Origin of the sequence: Veillonella sp. HPA0037 (assembly GCF_000411535.1) — a bacterium.
GTDB lineage: Bacteria > Bacillota > Negativicutes > Veillonellales > Veillonellaceae > Veillonella > Veillonella atypica.
Genome location: NZ_KE150483.1, coordinates 502501 through 527224, shown reverse-complemented (window position 1 = coordinate 527224; position 24724 = coordinate 502501). Strand labels below are relative to the sequence as shown.

At 38.7% G+C, this 24724-nt stretch carries 29 protein-coding genes; all 29 read left to right on the top strand.

Going from position 1 to position 24724, the window contains the following annotated elements; all coding sequences use genetic code 11:
- The first annotated feature begins 1 nt into the window (after nt 1).
- The gene (locus HMPREF1477_RS02500; RefSeq protein ID WP_016475692.1) at nt 2-1036 is read left to right on the top strand and encodes an L-threonylcarbamoyladenylate synthase; all 1035 of its coding nucleotides are present in this window, start codon (nt 2-4) and stop codon (nt 1034-1036) included.
- Between the two features lie 115 nt (nt 1037-1151).
- A complete protein-coding gene (locus HMPREF1477_RS02495; protein WP_016475691.1) occupies nt 1152-1592 on the top strand; it encodes a low molecular weight protein arginine phosphatase in 441 nt (146 codons plus the stop codon).
- 11 nt (nt 1593-1603) lie between these two features.
- Nucleotides 1604-2059 (top strand): ribose 5-phosphate isomerase B, encoded by a 456-nt coding sequence (gene rpiB, locus HMPREF1477_RS02490; RefSeq protein WP_016475690.1) that lies wholly within the window; start codon nt 1604-1606, stop codon nt 2057-2059.
- Nucleotides 2060-2099: 40 nt separating this feature from the next.
- Entirely contained in the window at nt 2100-3341 is a 1242-nt protein-coding gene (glyA, locus tag HMPREF1477_RS02485) for a serine hydroxymethyltransferase (RefSeq protein ID WP_016475689.1), read from the top strand.
- Between the two features lie 185 nt (nt 3342-3526).
- Nucleotides 3527-4153 (top strand): uracil phosphoribosyltransferase, encoded by a 627-nt coding sequence (upp, locus tag HMPREF1477_RS02480; RefSeq protein WP_005376354.1) that lies wholly within the window; start codon nt 3527-3529, stop codon nt 4151-4153.
- Nucleotides 4154-4334: 181 nt separating this feature from the next.
- Nucleotides 4335-5360 carry a sugar-binding transcriptional regulator gene (locus HMPREF1477_RS02475; RefSeq protein WP_005383581.1) on the top strand — a complete coding sequence of 342 codons (1026 nt, stop codon included), beginning with the start codon at nt 4335-4337 and terminating at the stop codon, nt 5358-5360.
- A 51-nt stretch (nt 5361-5411) separates the two neighbouring features.
- Nucleotides 5412-6422: a type I glyceraldehyde-3-phosphate dehydrogenase gene (gene gap, locus HMPREF1477_RS02470; RefSeq protein WP_005376357.1), complete on the top strand. Its 1011-nt coding sequence runs from the start codon at nt 5412-5414 to the stop codon at nt 6420-6422.
- A gap of 17 nt (nt 6423-6439) precedes the next feature.
- Nucleotides 6440-7618 (top strand): phosphoglycerate kinase, encoded by a 1179-nt coding sequence (gene pgk / locus HMPREF1477_RS02465; RefSeq protein ID WP_016475688.1) that lies wholly within the window; start codon nt 6440-6442, stop codon nt 7616-7618.
- 1 nt (nt 7619) lies between these two features.
- Entirely contained in the window at nt 7620-8390 is a 771-nt protein-coding gene (gene tpiA / locus HMPREF1477_RS02460) for a triose-phosphate isomerase (protein WP_016475687.1), read from the top strand.
- A gap of 18 nt (nt 8391-8408) precedes the next feature.
- Entirely contained in the window at nt 8409-9932 is a 1524-nt protein-coding gene (gpmI, locus tag HMPREF1477_RS02455) for a 2,3-bisphosphoglycerate-independent phosphoglycerate mutase (protein ID WP_016475686.1), read from the top strand.
- A gap of 27 nt (nt 9933-9959) precedes the next feature.
- Nucleotides 9960-11246 (top strand): phosphopyruvate hydratase, encoded by a 1287-nt coding sequence (gene eno, locus HMPREF1477_RS02450; RefSeq protein ID WP_005379220.1) that lies wholly within the window; start codon nt 9960-9962, stop codon nt 11244-11246.
- A 222-nt stretch (nt 11247-11468) separates the two neighbouring features.
- On the top strand, nt 11469-12485 hold the full coding sequence (locus tag HMPREF1477_RS02445) for a GspE/PulE family protein (RefSeq protein WP_016475685.1): 1017 nt from the start codon (nt 11469-11471) through the stop codon (nt 12483-12485).
- Between the two features lie 7 nt (nt 12486-12492).
- A complete protein-coding gene (locus HMPREF1477_RS02440; RefSeq protein WP_038148190.1) occupies nt 12493-13509 on the top strand; it encodes an ATPase, T2SS/T4P/T4SS family in 1017 nt (338 codons plus the stop codon).
- Nucleotides 13510-13518: 9 nt separating this feature from the next.
- Nucleotides 13519-14691, top strand: coding sequence for a type II secretion system F family protein (locus tag HMPREF1477_RS02435; RefSeq protein ID WP_016475683.1), 1173 nt, complete (start codon nt 13519-13521; stop codon nt 14689-14691).
- A 16-nt stretch (nt 14692-14707) separates the two neighbouring features.
- Nucleotides 14708-15121, top strand: coding sequence for a competence type IV pilus major pilin ComGC (locus HMPREF1477_RS02430; protein ID WP_016475682.1), 414 nt, complete (start codon nt 14708-14710; stop codon nt 15119-15121).
- An 11-nt stretch (nt 15122-15132) separates the two neighbouring features.
- A complete protein-coding gene (locus tag HMPREF1477_RS02425) occupies nt 15133-15699 on the top strand; it encodes a prepilin peptidase (protein WP_016475681.1) in 567 nt (188 codons plus the stop codon).
- A complete protein-coding gene (locus HMPREF1477_RS02420; RefSeq protein ID WP_016475680.1) occupies nt 15657-16115 on the top strand; it encodes a hypothetical protein in 459 nt (152 codons plus the stop codon). Before HMPREF1477_RS02425 ends, HMPREF1477_RS02420 begins: the two co-directional genes overlap by 43 nt.
- Nucleotides 16116-16117: 2 nt before the next feature.
- On the top strand, nt 16118-16543 hold the full coding sequence (locus HMPREF1477_RS02415) for a hypothetical protein (RefSeq protein ID WP_227068293.1): 426 nt from the start codon (nt 16118-16120) through the stop codon (nt 16541-16543).
- Nucleotides 16506-17093, top strand: coding sequence for a hypothetical protein (locus HMPREF1477_RS09515; protein ID WP_016475678.1), 588 nt, complete (start codon nt 16506-16508; stop codon nt 17091-17093). Before HMPREF1477_RS02415 ends, HMPREF1477_RS09515 begins: the two co-directional genes overlap by 38 nt.
- Entirely contained in the window at nt 17032-17481 is a 450-nt protein-coding gene (locus HMPREF1477_RS09810) for a hypothetical protein (protein ID WP_016475677.1), read from the top strand. Before HMPREF1477_RS09515 ends, HMPREF1477_RS09810 begins: the two co-directional genes overlap by 62 nt.
- Before the next feature lie 13 nt (nt 17482-17494).
- Nucleotides 17495-18349 carry a hypothetical protein gene (locus HMPREF1477_RS02405; protein ID WP_016475676.1) on the top strand — a complete coding sequence of 285 codons (855 nt, stop codon included), beginning with the start codon at nt 17495-17497 and terminating at the stop codon, nt 18347-18349.
- A gap of 88 nt (nt 18350-18437) precedes the next feature.
- Complete coding sequence (locus tag HMPREF1477_RS02400) at nt 18438-18905, top strand: hypothetical protein (protein WP_232197153.1); 468 nt, start codon at nt 18438-18440, stop codon at nt 18903-18905.
- Between the two features lie 10 nt (nt 18906-18915).
- Entirely contained in the window at nt 18916-19308 is a 393-nt protein-coding gene (locus tag HMPREF1477_RS02395) for a hypothetical protein (protein WP_038148034.1), read from the top strand.
- A gap of 116 nt (nt 19309-19424) precedes the next feature.
- Complete coding sequence (locus tag HMPREF1477_RS02390) at nt 19425-20123, top strand: shikimate kinase (RefSeq protein ID WP_016475674.1); 699 nt, start codon at nt 19425-19427, stop codon at nt 20121-20123.
- Nucleotides 20080-20994: an ATP-dependent 6-phosphofructokinase gene (locus tag HMPREF1477_RS02385; RefSeq protein WP_016475673.1), complete on the top strand. Its 915-nt coding sequence runs from the start codon at nt 20080-20082 to the stop codon at nt 20992-20994. Before HMPREF1477_RS02390 ends, HMPREF1477_RS02385 begins: the two co-directional genes overlap by 44 nt.
- A gap of 92 nt (nt 20995-21086) precedes the next feature.
- Entirely contained in the window at nt 21087-22169 is a 1083-nt protein-coding gene (locus HMPREF1477_RS02380; protein ID WP_016475672.1) for an efflux RND transporter periplasmic adaptor subunit, read from the top strand.
- Nucleotides 22170-22182: 13 nt separating this feature from the next.
- Nucleotides 22183-22905, top strand: coding sequence for an ABC transporter ATP-binding protein (locus HMPREF1477_RS02375; RefSeq protein WP_005375997.1), 723 nt, complete (start codon nt 22183-22185; stop codon nt 22903-22905).
- Nucleotides 22898-24109 (top strand): ABC transporter permease, encoded by a 1212-nt coding sequence (locus HMPREF1477_RS02370; protein ID WP_005376250.1) that lies wholly within the window; start codon nt 22898-22900, stop codon nt 24107-24109. The genes HMPREF1477_RS02375 and HMPREF1477_RS02370 overlap by 8 nt, the downstream gene beginning before the upstream one ends.
- A 128-nt stretch (nt 24110-24237) precedes the next feature.
- Nucleotides 24238-24702, top strand: coding sequence for a PaaI family thioesterase (locus HMPREF1477_RS02365; RefSeq protein ID WP_016475671.1), 465 nt, complete (start codon nt 24238-24240; stop codon nt 24700-24702).
- Nucleotides 24703-24724 lie beyond the last annotated feature (22 nt).

Here is a 24724-nt window from a genome sequence, read left to right as displayed (position 1 = left end):
TGTGGAGACTAAAATCATTACCGAACTTACAAGAGATAATCTTCAATTAGTTGCACATGCGTTGCGTCATGGTGATGTTGTAGCAATTCCTACGGAAACCGTATATGGCCTTGGTGCTAATGGTCTCGATTCAGATGCAATGGATAAAATCTATGCTGCTAAAGGTCGTCCTTCAGATAATCCATTGATATTACATGTACCCAATGCGGAAAGCATTAAACCGCTTGTGAAAGAAATACCTAAAACAGCAAAGGCCTTGATTGAGGCTTTTTGGCCGGGTCCTTTAACAATAACATTGCCTAAATCAGATCTCGTGCCTGACCGTGCAACTGGTGGTTTAAATCGCGTGGCATTACGTTGTCCAGACCACGCTGTATGCCGTAACATATTAGAATTGGCCGGTGTGCCCATCGCGGCGCCTAGTGCTAATATTTCAGGCCGTCCAAGCCCGACTACGGCACAATCCGTTTATGATGATATGAATGGACGTATTCCGTATATTGTGGATGCTGGAATCTGTACGATTGGTGTGGAATCAACGGTTGTAGAGGTGAGAGATGATGGAGTGACCATCTTACGGCCCGGTGGAATTACAAAAGAAATGTTAGAACAAGTTGTAGATAATGTGTCTTATGATCCGTTTTTATCGTCTCAAAATGAAGCGCCAAAGGCTCCGGGTATGAAGTATAAGCATTATGCTCCCGATGCACCTATGCGTGCATTTATAGGAAATCCAAAGGATGTGGCGGAAGCTTTCAGTAATGTGATTCGTGAACAGGACACTAAGCGTGGTGCATTCTTGGTTAGTCAAGAAACATATGATTTGTTAAAAGATAGTGTACACGGTGAATTTCATGTATATGGACATAGTGGTGATGCGGTTGCATTAGCTCACGATTTTTATAAGACATTACATCATTTTAATGAATGTGATGTAGACTATATTTTAGCAGAAGGTGTTGTGAATACAGGCCTCGGCGTAGCGGTCATGAATCGCATGGAAAAGGCGTGTGCCGGTCATATTATCTATTTATAAGCAGTTAGGTAATATTTATTATGTCCATTCATAATAGAAAAATGTCTTTACATATTGGATGTATTTGCTATAATGTATAAATAGCCACAGAAATTGTGGCGGTAAGGATGTCATTATGAATATTTTGTATGTATGTACTGGTAATACCTGTCGTAGCCCAATGGCAGAAGGTATTACGCGAACCTTGGCAACAGAGCTTGGTCTAGATGTGAATGTAGTTTCTGCTGGATTATTTGCTGCTTATGGTGCCAAGCCTACAGAAGAAGCTGTGATTGCGATTCAATCTATTGCCGATATTTCTGGCCATGAATCAAGACCTCTTACAATGGAGCTTGTCAATTCAGCGGATTTGATTATTGGTATGACACAAGATCATAAATCTGTGTTACTACGTCAATTTCCTTTTGAAGTAGCTAAAATTCAAACCCTTTCTGAATGGGGGCATGGTGCAGGAGATGTGGTAGATCCTTTCGGTTCAAATCAAGACGTGTATAATCAATGTGCTGAGCAAATTTATAATTTGGTGAAAGCTGGATTAGTAGCATCAAAAGAATAGGAGATAGAGCTATGAAAATTGCTATTGGTTGTGATCATGGTGGATTACATTTAAAACAAGAAATTAAGGAATTATTGTCTACATTAGGCCATGAAGTGGAAGATTTTGGTACACATAGTACAGAATCTTGTGATTATCCGGATATTGCCGAACCAGTAGCACATGCCGTTGTAGATGGTGCAGCAGATCGAGGCATCTTAATCTGTGGTACAGGCATTGGGATTGGTATTGCAGCCAACAAAATTGCAGGTGTACGTGCAGCGCTTTGTCACGATACATTTTCCGCACATGCGAGTCGCGAACATAATAATGCCAATATTCTTACGATGGGGGAACGCGTTATTGGACCGGGCCTTGCAAAGGATATTGTTACGATTTGGCTTAATACAGAATTTGAAGGCGGACGTCACGCGCGTCGCGTAGAAAAAATTTCTGCTCTTGAAAATAATACATCTTTATTCAATTAGTTATCACATTATATTTACATATGTTTCAAGGAGGATTCCCATGAGTTTCTTAGCAAAACAAGACCCTAATGTTAAAGCAGTTATCGATCAAGAATTAATGCGTCAACGCGATAAATTAGAAATGATCGCTTCTGAAAATATCGTATCCCAAGCCGTTATGGAAGCTCAAGGTAGTGTATTGACTAACAAATACGCTGAAGGCTACCCTGGCAAACGTTATTATGGTGGTTGCGAACATGTGGACGTAGTAGAAACATTGGCTATTGAACGCGCTAAACGTTTATTTGGTGCAGAACATGCAAATGTACAACCACATTCTGGGTCTCAAGCTAACTTTGCTGTATATTTTGCTATGTTAAAACCTGGTGACACTATTGTTGGTATGAACTTGTCCCATGGTGGTCACTTAACACATGGTTCTCCTGTAAACGTATCTGGCACATATTTCAATGTTGTTCCTTACGGTGTTAATGCAGAAACTCAACAAATCGACTATGATGAATTCCGCAAAATCGTATTAGAAGCAAAACCTAAATTGATCATTGCTGGGGGCAGTGCATATAGCCGTCAAATCGACTTCAAGAAAATGGCTGATGTAGCTCATGAAGTAGGCGCGATTTTCATGGTAGATATGGCTCACTTTGCTGGCCTTGTAGCTGCTGGTTTACATCCAAATCCAGTAGAATATGCAGATATCGTTACAACTACAACACATAAAACATTGCGTGGCCCTCGTGGCGGTATGATTTTGTGCAAAGAAGAATATGCAAAAGCTATTGATAAAGCTGTATTCCCTGGTATCCAAGGTGGTCCTTTGATGCATGTTATTGCTGCAAAAGCTGTTGCATTAGGTGAAGCATTACAACCAGAATTTAAAGAATACGCTGAACAAGTTATTAAAAATGCAAAAGTATTGGCTGCTGAATTGATAGCTAAAGGTTTGACTATCGTTTCTGGTGGTACAGATACACATGTTATGCTTGTAGATGTGCGCAATACAGGTTTGACTGGTAAAGAAGCAGAACATCTTCTCGATGAAATCGGTATCACAGCTAATAAAAATACAATTCCATTCGATCCAGCTAGCCCATTTGTAACTAGTGGTGTTCGTTTAGGTACACCTGCATTGACAACACGTGGTCTTAAAGAAGACGATATGAAAGAAATTGCAGATATTATTGCTACAGTACTTCAAAACCCAGAAGATACAGCAAAACATCAAGATGCTGCAAAACGCGTAGCTGCATTATGTGAAAAATATCCTTTATATCCTAACTTATAATTTATAGGTATTGGTATAGTAAGAATCAAAAAGGGTGAGTAAGAGTTTTTCTTACTCACCCTTTTTATGTTGTAGTGGTCATATTTATATGGCAGGATTTGTAAATATGTGATAGAGTATGTATGAATAGTAAAAGGCCGAAATAATGATTTCGGATTCGGATTGTTTTTATAGGGGGCATAATCATGAACGTTAATGTTATGACACATCCATTGATTCATCATAAGGTTACATTGATGCGTGATGTACAAACAGGTTCAAAAGATTTCCGCGAATTATTAGATGAAATTACATTGTTGATGGGCTATGAAATTACACGTAATTTGCCATTAGAAGATGTTGAAGTGCAAACACCATTAACTAAGATGACAGGTAAACGCATTGCCGGTAAGAAATTAGGTATTATTCCAATTTTGCGTGCTGGTCTTGGCATGGTAAATGGCATGCTTAGCTTGATTCCAACAGCTAAGGTTGGTCATGTCGGTTTATATCGTGATCCAGAAACATTAAAACCAGTAGAATATTATTGCAAATTACCTAGTGACGTAGGCGAACGCGATTTCATCGTTACAGATCCAATGCTTGCTACTGGTGGTAGTGCATCTGCAGCGATTACGTTATTGAAAGAGAAAGGTGCAAAGAGCATTAAATTGATGTGCCTTGTAGCAGCTCCTGAAGGTGTAGAAGTTGTTAATAAGGAACATCCTGATGTACCTATTTATGTAGCCGCTCTTGATGAAACATTGAATGAACATGGCTATATCTTGCCTGGTTTAGGTGATGCAGGGGACCGTATTTTCGGTACAAAATAATCACGACATATATCTATAAATACGATGTAAAAGACGCCCGAAAGGGCGTTTTTTACTTGAATAAAGTTGTAATAAGGTATAAAATAAATATGTAGAAGTATTTTTTTATTCTAGGTGGGACTAATTTTGTTTGTCTGGGACGAATATCGTTATCCTTATCAAAGGGTAAAGGAGGAACCCTATGAATGAGTTGTTAATGGTATGCGAGCGTATAGCACCGGAATTAATGACCGTCTTAAAGGATCGCTACAAATTATTGAGTCATCTAGCCTATGAAGAACCTCTCGGCCGTAGGAGTTTAGCACTAGCTACGGATATATCAGAACGTGCAGTACGATCTCATGTTGATGCATTACGTGGTAACGGATTAGTTGAAATCTCTAAACCTGGTATCTATCTAAGTGCTGAAGGACGAGAACTAGTTCCCAAATTAAGGAGTATTCTTTATGAATATGAGCGTGTTGGCGAATTAGAGCAACGGTTGAAAGCGGCATTACATATTGATGATGTTATTATCACACCAAGTGAAGGATCATTAATGTTAAAACGCTTAGGTTTTACTGCTGCGAAAGTGGTTCAACGTATGGTAACCGATGAGTCTGTTATAGCCGTTAGTGGCGGTAGTACCATGGCGGCAATGGCTGATGAAATGCCTAGTAGTGTGTTGCATCCCGTGGTTGTACCAGCCCGTGGTGGTGTTGGTGAAGTCGTCGAATATCAAGCGAATGTAATCGCCTCTGTATTAGCAGAACGTTGGCATGGCTCGTATAAGATGCTTCATTTACCAGATGGGCTATCTAAAGATTCCCTAGATATGCTTGTAACATTAGAACCACAAATCAAGGAGATTAGCGAATTAATCCATAGAACTGATATATTGGTTTTTGGTATTGGTCAAGCACTCCATATGGCCGATGTACGACATATACCGGAGGATGTGCGCCGTCAACTCGTTGATGGCGATGCCGTAGGTGAAGCATTAGGTCAGTATTGCTCTATGGATGGTTCTATCGTCTATGCGACGAACAACATAGGGCTTTCATTAAGGGATATAGTAAATATACCGCATGTCGTAGCTGTAGCAGGTGGCTTTGATAAAGCTGGTGCTATTATCAGCGTTATGAGGTCTTGTAAAAAGGGAATCCTCATAATAGATGACCAAGCAGCAGAAGGTATGCGTCAATTACTAAATATTCCTGCGTTATAATTTAGTTTATTATTTTTAGTATTATATAGTTCTTTTGAGGAGGACAAAACAATGGCAGTTAAAGTTGGTATTAATGGTTTCGGTCGTATTGGTAAATGTGTAGTACGTGCGGCAATTAATAATCCAGATGTTGAAGTAGTAGCTATTAATGCGACTGGTGATAATGAGGGTACTGCATTATTGTTAAAATACGATTCCGTACATGGCACAATCCCTAATGAAGTAACATTTGACGATGAAAATATTTATGTAGATGGCAAAAAAATCCGCGTATTCCATGACCGTGATGCTTCTAAATTGCCTTGGTCTGAAGAAGGCGTAGAAATCGTTATGGAATGTACTGGTAAATACCGCGATGCAGAGGAAGCAAAGGTTCATTTGAATCAACCTACTGTTAAGAAAGTATTGATTTCTGCACCTGGTAAAAATGAAGACTTAACAATGGTTATGGGCGTTAACCAAGATATGTACGATCCTGCAAAACATCACATTATCTCTAATGCATCTTGTACAACTAACTGCTTGGCTCCATTTGCTAAAGTATTATGTGATGAATTTGGTATCAAACGTGGTATGATGACTACAATTCATTCTTATACAAATGACCAAAAAATTCTTGATGCACGTCATAAAGACCCACGCCGTGCTCGTGCAGCAGCTATGTCTATCATTCCTACAACAACTGGTGCAGCAAAGGCTGTTGCTAAAGTATTGCCTCAATTAAAAGGTAAATTAGATGGTTTTGCATTGCGCGTTCCTACACCAGATGTATCCGCTACAGATCTTGTTTGCGAACTTGAAAAACCTGCTACAAAAGAAGAAATCAACGAAGCATTCCGCAAAGCAGCAGCTGGTGAATTAAAAGGTATTCTTGGTGTATCCGATGTGCCATTGGTATCCTGTGACTTTAGTTCTGATCCTCGTAGTTCCATTGTTGATGCTGATTTAACAATGGTTATGGATGGTAACATGGTGAAAGTTGTTTCTTGGTACGATAACGAATGGGGCTATTCTGAACGCCTTATCGATATGGCAGCTTTCGTAGCTAGTAAAGGTCTATAATGGGAGGAAATTCTAGGATGAAATTAACCATTTTAGATATGAATGTAGATAATAAACGCGTTTTTGTACGTGTAGATTTCAATGTGCCTATGAAGGATGGTGTCATCACTGATGACACTCGCATTCGTGGTGCACTAGAAACAATTAAATATTTAATCGACCACAATGCTAAGGTAATTCTTGCATCTCACTTTGGTCGTCCAAAGGGTGAACGTAAATCGGATATGACATTGGCTCCTTGTGCTAAACGTTTATCTGAGCTTATCAACAAACCAGTTGCATTTGTCGATGATTGTGTTGGTCCTAAGGTTGAGGCAGCTGTTGAGGCATTGCAACCTGGCGATGTATTGATGCTTGAAAACTTGCGTTACCATAACGAAGAAACTAAAAATGATCCTGAGTTTGCTAAACAATTAGCCTCTCTTGCTGATGTAGCTATCAATGATGCATTTGGTGTATCTCATCGTAATGCAGCATCTGTAGTTGGCATTGCTGATTACATCCCTATGGGTGCAGGTTTATTACTTAAAAAAGAAATTGATGCACTAAGTGCAGCTGTAGTACATCCAAAAACACCTATGGCTGCCATTATCGGTGGTGCTAAGGTAACAGATAAGATTTCTGTTATTTCCAATCTATTACCTAAGGTAGATGTTATGATTATCGGCGGCGGTATGGCGAATGCTTTCATTAAGGCTCAAGGCTGTAACATCGGTAGTTCCTTATATGAAGATGGTCAAGATGCTATCGCTACAGATTTAGTTATGGAAGCACGCGTTGCAGGTGCTAGATTATTGACACCTATCGATGCTGTAGTAGCAGATGCTTTCAGCAATGATGCAAACACAAAAATCGTGGATGTCGATAACATCGAAGATGGCTGGATGATTTTGGATATCGGTCCTAAAACACGTGACCTATATACAGAAGCATTAGCTAATATGAAAACTATCATTTGGAATGGCCCAATGGGCGTATTTGAAATGGATAATTTTGCAGCTGGTACGAATGCAGTAGCTAAAGCTGTTGCAGAATCTGATGCTATGACTATCGTTGGTGGTGGTGATTCTGTAGCTGCTATTGAAAAAAGCGGCTTAGCAGATAAAATTAGCCATATTTCGACTGGTGGCGGTGCATCCCTTGAATTATTGGAAGGTAAGGTTTTGCCAGGTATTGCTGCTTTAACAGAGGCCTAATATGAGAAAACAAATTATTGCAGGAAACTGGAAGATGAACGGAACCATTGCATCTGGTTCTATCTTGATTGAAGCATTTACTAGTTTTCTAGGTGATAAAAACTTGGACTGTGAAGTAGTAGTTTGTCCACCCTTTACTGCGCTTGAGAGAGCTGTGTCCTTAACACGAGATACACAGGTTGGCGTAGGGGCTCAAAATATGGATTATCATGATGCTGGTGCATTTACTGGCGAAGTTTCTCCGTTGATGTTAACGGAACTCGGTGTGTCCTATGTCATTATTGGCCATTCCGAACGCCGTGAGTACTATGGTGAAACAGATGCTATGGTTAATGAAAAGATTAAGAGTGCATTTCATCATAATTTGCAACCTATTGTCTGTGTTGGTGAAAGCCTTACTCAGAGAGAGGCAAATGAAACGATTTCTTTCATTCACGGACAATTACAATGTGCATTACAAGATATTCCAGCGGATCAAGTGGAACAATTGATTATCGCTTATGAACCAATTTGGGCTATAGGTACGGGCAAGACTGCGACTGCTGGTCAAGCAGAGGAAGTATGTAAATCTATACGTGATTATATAGCGGAACTATATACCTCTGCTGTAGCTGAATCAGTTCGAATTCAATATGGTGGTAGTGTAAAGGCTAATAATGCGCGTGAAATTTTAAGTGAGCCTAATATTGATGGGGCCCTCGTTGGAGGCGCTTCGTTAATCGTGGATGAATTTAATGAAATCATCATGGCGGCTCAAGACGTAAGTAAATAACATACTAGAGGTATAAATATGGCAAAATTACAGGCACCCGTAATGCTAGTCATCCTAGATGGCTTTGGTATGGGGGACCAAACAGATACGACGAATGCCGTAGTACAAGCAAAACCAAGTTATTTTAATTATTTGTGGGATACGTATCCTCATACAACATTACAAGCTTCAGGTCTTGCAGTCGGTTTGCCAGAAGGGCAAATGGGTAATTCAGAAGTTGGACATCTCAACCTTGGTTCCGGCCGTATTGTATATCAAGACTTAACGCGTATTACGAAGGATGTAGAGAGTGGCGAGTTTTTTCAAAAGCCTGTAATACAAGAGTTATACAAGCATGCTAAGCATGGTAAATTACAAATTATTGGCCTTGTATCTGATGGCAATGTACATTGTTCTTTAGAGCATATTAAGGCCGTAATTGCTGGTGCTAAACATGAAGGCATTAAAGAGGTATATGTGCATGCGCTTCTCGATGGACGCGATGTGCCACCACAATCAGCATTAACCTATCTTAAGGACTTAGAATCCTTTATGTCCGATATAAACTGTGGGAAAATTGCTACTGTAAGTGGCCGTTACTATGGGATGGATCGCGATAACCGGTGGGACCGTGAGGAATTAGCCTATAATGCTATTGTCAATGGTGTTGGTAATAAGGCTAATTCTGCGTGTGACGCCGTTACACAATCCTATAATGATGGTGTGAATGATGAATTTGTAGTGCCTACAGTTATCGATCCAAACGGGATGATTTCTGATGGAGATGCCGTTATATTCTGTAACTTTAGACCTGATAGAGCTCGTGAATTGACGAAGGCTTTAACTGTACCTGATTTTGAAGGTTTTAAACGAGAACCTATATCTATCTTTATGGCGACAATGACCAAGTATGAAGATGGATTGCCTGTTCATATCGTCTATGAAAAGGATACGTTGCATCATACATTAGGTGAGATCCTTGCTGATGGAGGCTATCGTCAATTACGCATAGCTGAAACAGAGAAATACGCTCATGTAACATATTTCTTTAATGGTGGTAATGAGGTTCCTTTTGAAGGTGAAGACCGTATTCTTGTGCCATCTCCAGCAGTGGCAACCTACGATTTACAACCTGAAATGAGTGCTCCTGAGGTAACCGATAAGGTAGTTGGTGCTATTCATAGTGGTGAATACGATATGATTATCCTAAATTATGCAAACCCAGATATGGTAGGGCATACAGGAGACTTTAAAGCTGCAGTGAAAGCAATTCAAACTGTGGATGCAGGATTAGAACGTATTGCTAAGGCTATATTAGAGGTTGGAGGTCAGCTTTTAGTCACTGCCGATCATGGCAATGCAGAGCAAATGGTCAATCATGAGACTGGAAAACCTCATACAGCCCATACAACGAATGTTGTGCCATTGATTTTAGTGGGAGCTCAGGATATACATAAGCAACTTAAATCAGGTAAATTATGTGATATTGCACCGACTATGTTGGCGTTGGCTCATATTGATAAGCCAAGTGATATGACTGGTGAAAGTTTGTTATTAGATTAAATTAGTATATAAATAAGAGGTAGTATTATGGCAGTAATTGAACAAGTCGTAGCTCGTGAAATTTTGGATTCTCGTGGTAATCCTACAGTAGAAGTAGAAGTATGTTTGGAAGATGGTACAATTGCAACAGCTGCAGTTCCTTCTGGTGCATCTACGGGGATGTTTGAAGCAGTAGAACTTCGCGATGGCGATAAAAAACGCTATGGTGGCAAAGGTGTTTTACAAGCTGTAGACAATGTAAACGCTAAAATTGGTCCTGCTATTATCGGCTATGATGCGACTGAACAAGTGGCAATTGATAATTTGATGCTTAAACTTGATGGCACAGATAACAAAGCTAACTTAGGTGCTAATGCAATTTTAGGTGTATCTATGGCTGTAGCACGAGCTGCTGCTGAATCCTTAGATTTGCCTTTGTTCTTATATCTAGGTGGTTTTAATGCTAAAGAACTTCCTGTTCCAATGATGAACATTCTTAATGGTGGTGCTCATGCTGATAATAACGTAGACCTTCAAGAGTTTATGATTATGCCAGTAGGTGCAAAAACATTTAGTGATGCATTGCGTAGCTGTGCAGAAGTATATCACACATTGAAATCCGTGCTTCACGATAAAGGTCTTAGCACTGCTGTAGGTGATGAAGGTGGTTTTGCACCAAACTTGGCATCCAATGAAGAAGCGTTAGAAGTAATCTGCGAAGCTATTAAACGTGCAGGTTATGAACTTGGTACAGATTTCAAATTAGCTCTCGATGTGGCTTCCAGTGAAATCTATAAAGATGGTAAATATCATCTAGAAGGCGAAGGTAAAGTATTGAGCGCTAGCGAAATGGTTGACTTCTACGAATACTTAGTTGATAAATATCCTATCGTATCCATTGAAGATGGTCTTGCAGAAGAAGATTGGGATGGCTGGAAAGTATTAACAGAACGTCTTGGTAAACGTGTTCAACTCGTAGGTGATGATTTATTCGTTACTAATACAAAACGCCTTGAAAAAGGTATCGACCTTGGCGTAGCTAATTCTATTCTTGTAAAAGTAAATCAAATTGGCACATTAACTGAAGCCTTTGATGCTATGGAAACTGCAAAACGCGCTGGCTATACATGCGTAGTATCTCACCGTTCCGGCGAAACAGAAGATACATTTATTGCAGATATTGCAGTAGCTGTTAATGCGGGCCAAATTAAAACAGGTGCGCCTGCACGTTCTGAACGTGTTGCTAAATATAATCAATTGCTTCGCATCGAAGAAATGTTATACGAAACAGCACAATATAAAGGCGATGCAGTATTCTATAATTTGAAAAAATAGAACAATACATTTTATTTTAGAATAACATACTAGATAAGAGACTCTTTTGAGTAGTAAAAACTCAAGAGAGTCTCTTTTTTTTGTTGTTTTTTTGCGTACATGTACACGCATTGTGGATTTTTTAGAAATAAAGAGGAGTTTTTCTTATTATAAAGAATTACATAGTGCAATGAGCAGAGGTGATGTATAAACACACCGCAAGGTATGAAGGAGGGGGTGGCATTGTATGTAGATGTTGCATTAGATTCAATCATTACGTATGCCATTACGGTTGGTGCTAGTGATATACATTTTGATCCTATTCCAGATGGCGTACAAGTGCGATTGAGAATTGATGGACTGTTAACGGATTATATGTTTATCGATGCTACTGATGCGGATATGATTGTGAACCGCATCAAGGTATTCAGTGGCATGGATATTAGCGAAAAGAGATTGCCTCAAGATGGACGGTGGGAATGGACCGCTAAATCCTATGCTGTAACCATGCGTGTATCTAGTTTGCCTAGTCTATATGGTGAGGCCATCGTGTGTCGTCTAATGGGAAATGAAGGCGTGCACAAAAATTTATTAGAACTGGGGATGTCAGCCAATCTACAAGAGAAGATTATGGCATTACTAAAACGTCCTTATGGGCTCATTACCATTTGTGGACCTACGGGAAGTGGTAAAACGGCTACCTTATATGCCATGTTACGCATGTTGAATTTAAAAGAAACAAAACTTATATGTTTAGAGGATCCTGTAGAGGCGACAATTGATGGAGCCATTCAAATTGGTATTAATGAAAAGATTGGATTTACCTTTTCAAAAGGATTACGTACGGTGTTACGGCAAGATCCTGATTCTATTATGATTGGTGAAATACGAGACCATGAGACGGCACAGCTAGCTGTAAAAGCCGCTTTAACCGGACATCGCGTAATTACCACGGTTCATACGAATACCGCACTAGGTGTTATTGGACGCCTTATTGATATGGGGGTTGAACCATATTTATTACATGCTACGTTAATTGGATCACTATCTCAACGTCTTGTAAGACGTATTAATAGCACTACAAATTCTTATCAAGGACGATTAGGTTTGTTTGAATATGTAGAGATACCATCTAGTGATATTGATTGGAATCATGTTGATACATATCTATATGTTTCACTGCAAGATTCGGCGCAGACTGCTATTAATTCGGGAATTACAACAGTAGAGGAGGTACATCGTGCAGGCATCTTATTGTGATTGTGTAGTGACAACCGACTCGAAGATAACCATAGAAGATGTAATTTCTTTATCGTTAGAGCATAGTGCTACTGATATACATTTAGAGGTGGGAACACCGATTTATATTCGAGCTGCTAATGGGTTGGAATCTATTTCAAGTATTTGTAGTGTGGATATGATTAAAGATGTATTACAACGATGTGGCGTTACACATGATGAATGGCACTCTGTCGATAATGCTTTCACCAGCAATGGCATTCGAATTCGGGCTCATATTTATAGGGCTAATCATAGAATTTGTGGAACATTGAGACTACTCTGTCATGCTAATTTATCGCTAGATACATCTAAAGATAGTGATGTATTAAAACAAATTTGTGAATATCATGATGGGTTAGTCCTTGTTACAGGCCCTACAGGTAGTGGCAAATCATATACCTTAGCTTGTTGCATAGAATATATAAATAAAACTATGAATAAACACATAATAACGTTAGAAGATCCTGTGGAATATGAGTTCATACCCTTACAGTCAATCATTCATCAGCGCCAACTCGGAATTGATGTGGATTCGATGGCGCATGGGATACGTGATGCCTTGCGTGAGGATCCAGATGTCATTATGGTAGGAGAGTTGAGAGACCGAGATACGTTAGAGGCCGCATTACATGCTGCGGAAACAGGTCATCTTGTGCTGGCAACCATGCATACACAACGAGCAGTTATGGCCGTGCAACGCATGATATCTTTATTTCCTGGTGAACAACAAGATGAAGTGCGCAGCCAAGTATCACAAGTATTGCGTGCGGTCATATGTCAACGTTTGTTGCGATGGGAAACCTCGTTTATAACAATACGGGATATTCTGTTAAATACGAATGCAGTGGCAAATCTAATTAGAAATCGAAAGGAACCTCAAATTGTTTCGATTCAAGAAACGCAGGCCCCCATGAAGACATTAGAAATGGCAGTGCGTGATGTAAAAACGCAATATGGCTCAGTTCGCCAATTACATGCTCTATTGGAACAACAATTATCATAGAGGGATTACATGAATGCTTATGAATATACAGCGATAACAACAGACAAGAAAAGAATACAAGGCTTATTATGGGCCGATTCTGAGGATGAGGTTAGCACTAAACTCAAGTTAGAAGGATATGTCATTTGTAGTATCGCAAGATCCTCTAGTAAATCGGTACGTTGGAATCATAAACAAGTGAGCACCACAGCATATCAACTGGGATTACTGCTACAATCTGGTATTTCCCTTAGGCGTTCGTTAGAACTTTTAATGGATGGCTCGAAAACGATGTTATATCGCTCTTTATACGAGGGTATACAACGAGGTCAACCTTTATCAGAGGCTCTTCGAGAAAAGGGCTTTCCTCCTATAGCATTGGCATTACTTGAAAGCGGTGAAATGTCAGGGAATGTTGGAGAAGCTTTACAGTATATAGCTTCTTATTATGAACGAGAACGAAAATACCAACAAAAGATAGTAAGTGCTATTTCATATCCCTTATTCTTACTGGTGCTTATGAATGTATTTTTCTTGGTTACTATATTATTTATTATTCCATCGTTCACCCGCGTATTTGCTACTATGCATATAGAATTACCATGGATGACAAAAGGTTTATTTGTATTAGGAACTTCCCTTCGAGAACATCCATTACTGTATGTTAGTGGGCATGTGGTTTTTATTGGAATACTCATATATGCTTTTAAACAATCTGCAATTCGATATAGATTTGATAGATGGTTATGGCAGTTGGCTCAACATAATACATTTTTAACATCTCTATATTATACGAATATTTTACATATTTGGTCATTATTGCTAGATTCGGGAATTTCAATTATCAATACTATAGATATTACAAAGCATATATGGCGAAATTCGTATGGTGAATCCTGTAGTAATCAAGTTTATAACATGCTTTGTAAAGGACATTCTTTTGGTGAAAGTTTAAAATCATCGTCTGTAGGGAACCCATTTATATGGCAAATGGTCGCTGTTGGAGAAGAAAGTGGTGAATTGGTAGCCATGTTGAATCATTGTAGTCACTATTATGAATCGTTGTTAACACAATATATAGCAAGAATGGAGCACCTTATGGAACCTATACTCCTCACCATTATGGGCGTTGGCATTGCAATCCTCGTTATATCCGTCATGTATCCATTATTTACATCAATATCATCTCTAGGTGGTCAATGAAAGGAGACTTTTTAAAATGCTTATGTATTGTAGAGAACTATTAATCCAATTAGAACGATCGTTTCTTAGATATATTAGTTTGCGTCGTATGCAACGAACTAAACAAGGTGGATTTACACTGGTAGAACTTATGGTGGTAGTAGCTGTTATTGCTATTTTGGCAGCTATTGCAATGCCTCAATTTATGTCCGCTGCCGATAAGGCAAAGAATGCTAAACAAGTGGCAGATATGCAAATCATACGTAATGCGACACAACTCTACATGATTGATAAAAGTTTAGATACGCCACCAACGGTAGAAAAATTATATCAAGAAGGTTACTTAACGGAGCATGTTAAAACTACAAAAGGTAAGGAATATGTTATTACCTATGAACAAGTTGCTGGTAATGCCGGTAAGTCTGTAGTCGTTACAGCTCCTGAAACATAAAGGATTTTGCAATGAAAGGGAGAAAGGAATATATCTGTTTAGTTATATGGATAATGTCAATTGTAATTCCATTAATGTATAGGCATTACACACTATTTGAAATTATATGTTATAGCTTCTTTTCACTATTTCTCGTAATAGGTGCTACCATTGATAAGCTATATTTCATATTACCCGATGAGGGTGCTATCGCTCTTACGATTATAGGTATCCTTTATAGCATCGTTGAACAGCATGCAGTTTTCGACACCTGTATACATGTTTTGATCGTTGCTAGTATCAGTATTGCATTACGTATATTGAGTCGAGGTGGTCTTGGTTGGGGCGATATTAAATGGATGAGTGCTATATCCATATGGCTAACAAATATACAAATTATTGTTATGATTTACGTTTCTTGTTTTGCTAGTACCCTCTATCTCGCCAGCTTATATAGTATTCGTAATACAGGTAGACGGTATATTCCTTTTGGCCCTTTCTTATGCATTGGTGCATGGAGTGCTTTGCATTTTGCTAATGTATGGGAGGCGATATATTGGTCGGTGGTAAAACACATTATTGTAATGGCTCTATATTAGTAGAGTGGCTTGTGGCGATTACCATTCTACTATCCTTGATTGGTATAGGCCTAAGTAGTATCGTTACCATACCATCACGTCATGAGTTGAATAGAAGTACTGAAGAAGTCGTATTAGCTATTAAGAAGGTTCAACTATGGGCTATGCTAGGACACCGGGATGATCGGATGGCACAAGGTGAATTTATTTTAAAGAAACATTCTTATTCAATTCAAGAAGGGCTTATGCAGCATCATGTAGAGATAGAATTACCTGAACATATAGAAAGTGCTCATACGATGAAGCGCGTTTATTTTTCTGCTTATGGATTGCCTTATGATGGGACCGAATTTATTTTACAAGACAGGCAAACAGGTGCGACAAATCGCATATGGATTTCTGTACAAACGGGGCGTATTCGGTGGGAATCATTGTGATTATGACATGTGTACAAATAAGAACGTATCCAAACTACAAACATAGATTACGAACAGAACAATCTGGATTTTTATATGGTGATGCACTTATGGCAGTAACCTTAGTATTACTCATATTGCCAATCATACTTTATGTCTTGAGTAGTACCTTATCGATAGTAAAGACTACGTATACTCATGACTATATATTGCAGGATTCATTATCTTATATAGAAGCAGGGAAAGCGGTATATGATTCTGGTGGTATACCAACAACAGGAACTATCTCATCATCGAATGGACATAATTTATCCAATATAACATTTAAACAAAGTGTTACAGAAGAAGTGGTAAATGGTGTATCTATACTACGATTTATCGTACAAGCTGTTGATAATGGAGTTACTGTTTATGAGATATCTACGTTTCTTGGACCGAGTCATCATTGAAAATCATAGGACAAAATCATTCAATGGATTTATATTACCATCTCTACTTATTAGCATTTTGATTAGTTCCTTCGTGATTCTCGTAATCATGACAATATGTATGACGTGTTATATATGGACCGAACGAATTGATGATAGCTTGGCCATGTTAGAGGATGGCCGTTATACAAGACGCGCTATCGTATCTCATATTATTTGGAATCATTCTATGGTATCCATCAATAATCAGGGAGACCTGTTATCTATCAATGATACAAGCCGTACCGCGTTTACCGTTACTAGAAGGGCCTTATATAGAAAATTAAGTGATGGTAGCTTACAACCCTTGAGTGGAAGCCGCATCATAGGTACTGATGATAAGCGTAAACTGGATGCTACCAAACCGTTTTCTATGAATCCTAATAGATTGGTTACTTTTAAATGGTCTATAAATAACCGGTTTAATAGTCAAACAGAGTATGCAAAAGGGTATGGAGGCATAGCACAGTATGAGGTGGCAACGGCGGTATCAACACATTCAGATTGGTTTAAAAAAACGAAGCATCTCTGACTATTCTTCTGGCATGGTTAGCTATGTAGCCATATATATTATGCTCATTTTATTAGTACTTATTTTAGGAATGAATAGGCTTGCGACCCTGTCACTAAGTAATACAACGGATGAAATGAGACTTATTGCATCTCATTATGCAGCAGAGCGTGGTGCACGATGGTTCGTTACGTATTGCAATAACGATGGCCGATGGGATTATAGCGAGGCTATTGATGTGGAAAAAAGCGATACTATCCATATATATATTAAGGCGGATCCAAAGGTTACTAATCCTAAACATGTGATGAGCTGTGCTGTATTAGATGGTGTATCAAGTCGTGTTCATATATATGTAAAAGAAAAAGAAAATCATACATTAGAGGTTATTAGTGTAAAACCATATTAAGGAGGACATCACTATGAAAGAGAAAAAACAGATACATACAGGGCTTTGTATTAGAGATGATAGAATTGTTGCCACTACAGCACATATTGAAAATAAAACAATGATTATTACTGATGCAATGGAGATGAAACGGTCTAGTACAATTGATGAAGATATAGCTGAATTTATTAATACATATGATCTAGAAGAGGGAGAATATAGTATTGTTGCTTGTATACCTACAGAAATGACGATGGCTAGTTTTGATCCTCATGATTTTGATGTAAAGGAATTTATAAAGTGGAATATAGAAGATACATTTAATTTTGGCGAACATGAATTTGAACTTGATGCTTGTCGTAGAGAGTATCCACGACATAATTATTATTTGTTTTTAGCCGCCGTAGACCGGCATGAACTTGAATTACTACGCCAAGGTATACGCGATACATGTGCACCTGTCGATACTATTGATTGTTGGCCATTACCAGTTACGTATGGATTGATGCATAGAACAGGAACGGTTACGGGTATCGTAGAACCAGCCGGTATGCATTTATGGGCTTGGTGGAAGGATACTTGTGTGAAGGAATGTATTGTAAAGATAAATGGTGCAGATATTAGTACCGCATTGATTGAAATGGAAGAAATGTTGCAGCGATTTGGCGTAGAAGAAATTCAAGGTATACATTTTTATAATACTGATGATTTAAATGAAGAGCAGCGTATCGATATAAGCGCATTACAAGAGGTATACGGAAATACCGAATATATACCTATGATGTTTCTTGGACGAGGTCGCACGCGTTGCACATTAGGTGAATTGGATTGGGATATGGCGATTGGAATGGCTACGCGGGGGTTACGGTGGATTGGACAAGGATGGTAATGAAAGATTAATAAATTTTATGCCCCGTTCATTACGATGGTATATTTGGCTATGTAAATATAAGTTGTATATATACGCTACTGCAGGAGTGATTATATTACTCAGTGCTTTTTGTCTTGGTATGGGGGTCTATTCTTATAAAACTTATACTGAACAGGTAGCGAAGTACGAACAAATACAGATGGATGAACAATCCAAGCATATACGAGATCAATATCATGCTATGGAAGATACCATGTCTCGGTTATTACAACATGGCGCACAATTAGACAATCAATATTGTCTTGTTACATTATTGGATGGAGCTATGTCAACAAGAGGAACCATTACGTTACGACATATAGAATTTTCTGATGGAGGGTTTACTGTTGATGGTGATGCAACAAATGATGAAGCTTATCATTCGTATGTTCAATATATTCAAGCTCATATGAAACAGGTGATTTGTGATGGAAAACAACAAGTGGAAAAAGCAGATGGACCTTGTTCATTCCATTTGGATGGACATACAAAACAGCATGACACCAAACCTAAGGAGGATATTCCTAGCGTGTAGTATAAGTATTATGATTGCTTTTTCTTCATTATGGATATATAGATACTATACAGAGCAATGCGAAGCGGTGGTAGAGAACATTGAATATTACCAATTAGAAACAACAGTAAAAGAGCAATTTTTATCTTCTCATACATATGAGTTGATTTCATCCTTATTGCTGCATGAATATTGGGTAGATGATATATATCAAAGTATAAATAGAGAACCTTTAATTATAACGAGTAGTTCTCATCATGATGATGCATTAGATCTTACTCTAGTTGGAACCAGTCAATCCTTTTTATCTTGGTATAATATGGTGCAACAGAAGATAAAGTATTGTCATATACAGATTATGTCTATTGATACAAAAGGAAATAGTATATTTTTTACATGCAAGGTTACGCCATTAGTGATGTAAAGAAAATGAACATACAATAATGAGTAATAATTCTCATTATTGTATGTTCATTTTTGTTTTTATGCCAATTTTATAGTAAAATAAATTTTAACGTAAGAATAAGGGGCAATAGTAACATGATAGTAAAACGAAATATTATTCTCATTGGGTCCATGGGAAGTGGAAAAAGCCATTTTGGACGTAATCTGGCAGATTTAAAAGGATGGCAATTCGTGGATACCGATCGAGTATTGGAAGGTCGTTTTGGGTTGCCCATTGCAGAAATTTATAAAAAGATTGGCGAAAAAGCATTTCGTCGTGCTGAATTAGAGGTTCTAAAAAAAGTTTCCCTATATCACGAGGCGGTTATTAGTGTAGGTGGAAATTTTCCTATAGAGCATAGAACGCTTAGATCGCTTAAGAAATTTTCTTTTATTATAGGTATACGAGCGGCACAATACCGAATTGTAAGCCGCGTCAATCGTCGTGTGGGCAAACGACCAACGATGGATTATACCAATGTTTCTGCCTTTGTTCATAATATGATTCAGGCATGGAAGCCAGTATATAAACAGTGTGATTATGTATTGGATACGACTAATGGACGTACCTATGATTTTATGAAAGCAATTGAGCGTCAATTGGATACTATAGGTGTTCAATTTAAGGCGCGAAGACAACCCAAAACAACTGAAATTGTGTCTAAAGACATACAAGCTGAACCAAAGCAGCAGAAGGGAAATAGACATGAAAAAAATAGCATTACTAACAAGCGGCGGAGACGCACCAGGAATGAACGCAGCCATTCGCGCCACCACAAGAAAAGCAATCCATGAGGGCTTTAGCGTATATGGTATAGAACGAGGATTTGAGGGCATTATTAATAGTGAAATAAGACCCTTACACGCTCGTGATGTGGGCGGTATTATTACCACTGGCGGTACGATTCTTAGAACGGCTCGCTATCCAGAGTTTAAAAATTTAGATGTGCAGCAACGAGCCTATCGAATATTACAAGATTTTGGTATCGATCATTTAATCGTTATTGGCGGTGATGGATCACAAGCTGGTGCAGAGGCTCTGATGCGGCTCGGTCAATCTACGATAACCATTCCTTGTACCATAGATAACGATATGAATGGTACTCAATATACGATTGGTTTTGACACCGCACTTAATACTGTAGTTGATGCGGTAGGACGTATTCGCGATACATCAAACTCTCATGAACGAGTGGCTATAATCGAAGTTATGGGGCGTCATGCGGGACACATTGCATTACAAGCTGGGTTGGCGAGTGGTGCAGAGCTTGTATTAGTACCTGAATACCCAATGCCATTAGATGAGGTATGTGAACATATTAATAAAACCCATCAATTAGGTAAGGAATACAGTATTATACTCGTCGCTGAAGGGGCCTACTCTAGTGGTGAGGTTAAAGAGTATATTAAACAACATACATACTTCGATCCAAGTTTAACAGTTCTTGGATATTTACAACGCGGCGGGGCACCATCTGCATTAGATGCCATTTTAGCTGCTCGTATGAGTGAGTTGGCAGTGGATTGCTTAGTACGAGGAGAGCATAATTGTATTACTGGGTATGTTGATGGTCAGATTCGAGCTATACCCTATGAAATGGCTAAAACAATGAAGTTTGGCATTGATAAAAGTCAGTATGAATTAATCTCTATATTGAGTCATTAATGTGGAATTGTAAAATTATATTGTATAAACGATAATTTTTTAGTACAATGTAATCCATGAAAATGGAATGACTCATTTATTAAGGAGTATATATGAAAGAATTATTTCAGAAGCACCGTAAACGTATTATTGGTGGTGTTATTGCTATCTGTTTATTAGGTGGTGGTGGCTATTATTATGTTCATACAAATGATAGTGCACAGACCCAGCAGAAATATACCACAGGTAGGGTTGAAAAGGGCGATGTAAAAACGAGCATCAGTGCTACAGGTACTATTAATCCTGTTAATTATGTGGACGTATCTACTAATGTAGCGGGTAAACTTGAAAAGGTATTGGTCAAGGAAAATGATCATGTTACGCAAGGTCAAATTATCGCCTATATTGATACACGACAATTACAAGCTCAGGTCGATAATGCAAAGGCTGCTCTTGATAAAGCACGCTTAGATATGAATCGTTATAAAGCGCTAATCGATCAAAATGCCGTAGCAGCGCAAACTTATGATGATGCTGTGACCGCATATGAACAAGCTCAATCTACATATGATAGAGTATCTGCTGACTTAAGTGATGCTACTATTACTGCACCTATGTCTGGTACCGTAGTAGGGACACCTCTTAAGGCGGGACAAACGATTAGTACTGGTATTTCGACACAAATGATCATTGCGACCATTGCAGATTTGTCTGATTTAGAAATTTATTTGACAGTTGATGAAACTGATATTGGCAATGTAAAAAATGGCTCTAAGGTAGAATTTACTGTTGACTCTAAGCCAGGTCAAACTTTCACAGGCTATGTATCTGAAATTGCAAAAGGGACTAAAGGGAATATGGGTGTTACAAGTAATAGCGTAGTGTACTATACTGTGAAAGTATCGATTCCAGCTGATATTTCCTCGAATTTCTTGCCATCTATGACCGCACGTGCCACAATCTTTGGCGATGATATTAAGAATACCCTTGTTGTACCATTAACAGCGGTACGTACTGATAAACAAGGTGAATATGTATATGTCATCAAAGATGGTCAACCTGTTAGAACTGCTGTATCTACAGGTGTAACGGGTGATACAAATGTTCAAATCTTAAGCGGCGTTTCCGAAGGTGATGAAATTATTGTTAGTGGTGATGTAACGAGCCCTAAGAATAACTCTCGTGGACCATTTTAAGCGTAGGTGAACTATGAATCAGTCAGTTATTGATATTCAAGGTATAACAAAGACCTATGTAAATGGTAAGTTAACGGTTCCCGTTTTACATGGTATAGATTTACAGGTACAAAAAGGTGATTTCGTGTCTATCATGGGGCCTTCTGGTTCTGGTAAGTCTACCTTTATGAACATTTTAGGTTGCTTAGATAGACCTACATCGGGATCCTATCGCTTGAATGGTAATGAAGTAGCTAATCTCAGTGATGATGAGTTAGCGTACGTACGTAACAAAGAAATTGGCTTTGTGTTTCAAAGCTTCAATCTATTAACGAAATTAACGGCTATTGAAAATGTGGCGTTGCCCATGGTGTATGCAGGCATCGATAAAAAAACACGTACTGCTCGTGCAGAGGCTTTGCTTACATCTGTAGGCTTGGGTGACCGTATGGATCATTTACCAGCAGAACTATCTGGTGGTCAACGTCAACGTGTGGCGATTGCTCGTGCATTGGCGAATGACCCTGCTATCATCATGGCCGATGAACCGACAGGGAATTTGGATTCGAAATCGACGATAGATGTTATGAATATCTTTAGAGGCCTTTATGATGAAGGGCGTACCATAATTCTTGTTACCCATGAACCTGAAATTGCAACCTATGCAAGTCGAAACGTTGTATTGCGTGATGGCTTAATTGTGGAGGATAAGAAAAATGTAAATATGACTCCTGTTCAGGAGGTGACACATGTATAAAGAAAGTTTCTTAATGGCCTGGGCATCTTTGATTGCCAATAAAATGAGATCCATTTTAACGATGCTAGGTATTATTATTGGTGTAGCTGCTGTTATTGCCCTTGTGTCAATTGGGAATGGTGTAAAGCAGGATATTCAGAACTCCATTTCTAGTTTAGGTTCCAATCTATTGATGGTTATGCCTGGTGCTCCACGTACACCGGGTGTGCGTCCATCGCAAGGGTCAATGAAATCCTTGAAGGTTTCTGATTATCAAGCTATTAGCAAATTAGATGGCGTCAAGGCAGCAAGTCCATATACAGCTAATTCTTATGTAACTATATACCAAAGTAAGAACTGGACTACTACTGTTAGTGGTGTAAGTAGTAACTTTCAAGATGTAAATAATTGGACCATGGCTGAAGGTCGATTTATATCTAGCAAGAATGTAGAAAATCGTGAACGCGTAGCTGTTGTGGGACAAACCGTAGTTAAGAACTTATTTGCTGGTGAGGACCCAGTGGGTAAGGAAATTCGTGTTAAAAATATTCCGTTCCGAGTTATCGGTGTTCTTAACAGTAAAGGGAATGGTACTATGGGGAATGACCAAGATGATGTCATTTTTATTCCCTATACAACGGCTATGGAACGTGTAGAAGGTGTTGACTATCTTCGTATGGTCTACGTCGTTGCTAGTGACGATAATGGTATTGACCGTTTACAATCGGATATAGAAAATCTATTGCGCGTTCGTCATAGTATTAAAGATACAAACCTTGATGACTTCAACATTCAGAATATGAAATCGATTATGGAAACGATGGAGCAGACCACAGGAACCTTGACCTTGTTCTTAGGTGCTGTAGCTGCTATTTCTCTTGTTGTAGGCGGCATTGGGATTATGAATATCATGCTCGTTTCCGTTACCGAACGGACTCGTGAAATTGGTATTCGTAAGGCCTTAGGTGCTACATACTTTGTCATTGTTACACAATTCTTAATCGAAGCTGTTGTGATCAGTCTCATGGGCGGTCTCATAGGCATTGCTCTCGGTATAGGTGCGTCAAAACTGATAGGATTGGCATCTGGTATGAGTACAGTTATTTCGGTACCGACTATCGTGTTATCCTTTGCATTCTCCATGGCTATCGGTTTGGTTTTTGGCATTTATCCTGCGCGAAAAGCGGCTAAATTAAATCCAATTGATGCGTTACACTATGAATAGTATTGGTAGATGCGGATATTTAGGCAATCTCACATTTATATAATGTAATAGACATATTCGCATACAGTGCGTTGCATGATACAATTAAGTATGATGTAACGCACTATTTTTAATTTAGTGAGGAAATTATGGCAACAACATTATTGGAATATTTTAATGAATTACGTACACAGAATCCTTTTTCCTGGGTAAAAGATTCTGAGGTGACAACTGTAGAACCTGGTCATGCAGAAATGACGTTACAAACAAATGAAACGGAGTACTGCAATTTTAGGGGCCATTTGCATGGTGCTGTTTGTATTGGTTTTGCAGATAGCTTGATGGGAACGGCATGCTTTACTTTAGGAAAATCGGTGAGTACCATTGATATTAATGGTAACTATTTGAAAGCTGTCAAAGGCGGCACAGTATTGCGTGGTGTAGCGAATGTAGAGCACAGTGGTAAAACTACGATGGTGGCTACTGCGCGTATTTATAACGAGTTAGGTGAAGTGGTACATATAGCGAGAGGTACGTTTTTTGTGGTAGAAGAGCGTCCTTTACCGGATTTACCTTGGCGATTCATTGAAGAAGACGACCCAAATTTGATATAATGGGGGATGAACTTTGAAATTT

Coding starts and splice junctions, on each gene's coding strand:
- rpiB (WP_016475690.1), top strand. CDS start 1,604: ATGAAAATTGCTATTGGTTGTGATCATGGTGGATTACATTTAAAACAA.
- HMPREF1477_RS02415 (WP_227068293.1), top strand. CDS start 16,118: ATGACATGTGTACAAATAAGAACGTATCCAAACTACAAACATAGATTA.
- upp (WP_005376354.1), top strand. CDS start 3,527: ATGAACGTTAATGTTATGACACATCCATTGATTCATCATAAGGTTACA.
- glyA (WP_016475689.1), top strand. CDS start 2,100: ATGAGTTTCTTAGCAAAACAAGACCCTAATGTTAAAGCAGTTATCGAT.
- HMPREF1477_RS09515 (WP_016475678.1), top strand. CDS start 16,506: ATGAGATATCTACGTTTCTTGGACCGAGTCATCATTGAAAATCATAGG.
- HMPREF1477_RS02370 (WP_005376250.1), top strand. CDS start 22,898: ATGTATAAAGAAAGTTTCTTAATGGCCTGGGCATCTTTGATTGCCAAT.
- HMPREF1477_RS02405 (WP_016475676.1), top strand. CDS start 17,495: ATGAAAGAGAAAAAACAGATACATACAGGGCTTTGTATTAGAGATGAT.
- eno (WP_005379220.1), top strand. CDS start 9,960: ATGGCAGTAATTGAACAAGTCGTAGCTCGTGAAATTTTGGATTCTCGT.
- HMPREF1477_RS02375 (WP_005375997.1), top strand. CDS start 22,183: ATGAATCAGTCAGTTATTGATATTCAAGGTATAACAAAGACCTATGTA.
- gap (WP_005376357.1), top strand. CDS start 5,412: ATGGCAGTTAAAGTTGGTATTAATGGTTTCGGTCGTATTGGTAAATGT.
- HMPREF1477_RS02365 (WP_016475671.1), top strand. CDS start 24,238: ATGGCAACAACATTATTGGAATATTTTAATGAATTACGTACACAGAAT.
- HMPREF1477_RS02495 (WP_016475691.1), top strand. CDS start 1,152: ATGAATATTTTGTATGTATGTACTGGTAATACCTGTCGTAGCCCAATG.
- HMPREF1477_RS02385 (WP_016475673.1), top strand. CDS start 20,080: ATGAACGCAGCCATTCGCGCCACCACAAGAAAAGCAATCCATGAGGGC.
- pgk (WP_016475688.1), top strand. CDS start 6,440: ATGAAATTAACCATTTTAGATATGAATGTAGATAATAAACGCGTTTTT.
- gpmI (WP_016475686.1), top strand. CDS start 8,409: ATGGCAAAATTACAGGCACCCGTAATGCTAGTCATCCTAGATGGCTTT.
- tpiA (WP_016475687.1), top strand. CDS start 7,620: ATGAGAAAACAAATTATTGCAGGAAACTGGAAGATGAACGGAACCATT.
- HMPREF1477_RS02475 (WP_005383581.1), top strand. CDS start 4,335: ATGAATGAGTTGTTAATGGTATGCGAGCGTATAGCACCGGAATTAATG.
- HMPREF1477_RS02430 (WP_016475682.1), top strand. CDS start 14,708: ATGCTTATGTATTGTAGAGAACTATTAATCCAATTAGAACGATCGTTT.
- HMPREF1477_RS02395 (WP_038148034.1), top strand. CDS start 18,916: ATGATTGCTTTTTCTTCATTATGGATATATAGATACTATACAGAGCAA.
- HMPREF1477_RS09810 (WP_016475677.1), top strand. CDS start 17,032: ATGAGGTGGCAACGGCGGTATCAACACATTCAGATTGGTTTAAAAAAA.
- HMPREF1477_RS02380 (WP_016475672.1), top strand. CDS start 21,087: ATGAAAGAATTATTTCAGAAGCACCGTAAACGTATTATTGGTGGTGTT.
- HMPREF1477_RS02435 (WP_016475683.1), top strand. CDS start 13,519: ATGAATGCTTATGAATATACAGCGATAACAACAGACAAGAAAAGAATA.
- HMPREF1477_RS02390 (WP_016475674.1), top strand. CDS start 19,425: ATGATAGTAAAACGAAATATTATTCTCATTGGGTCCATGGGAAGTGGA.
- HMPREF1477_RS02425 (WP_016475681.1), top strand. CDS start 15,133: ATGAAAGGGAGAAAGGAATATATCTGTTTAGTTATATGGATAATGTCA.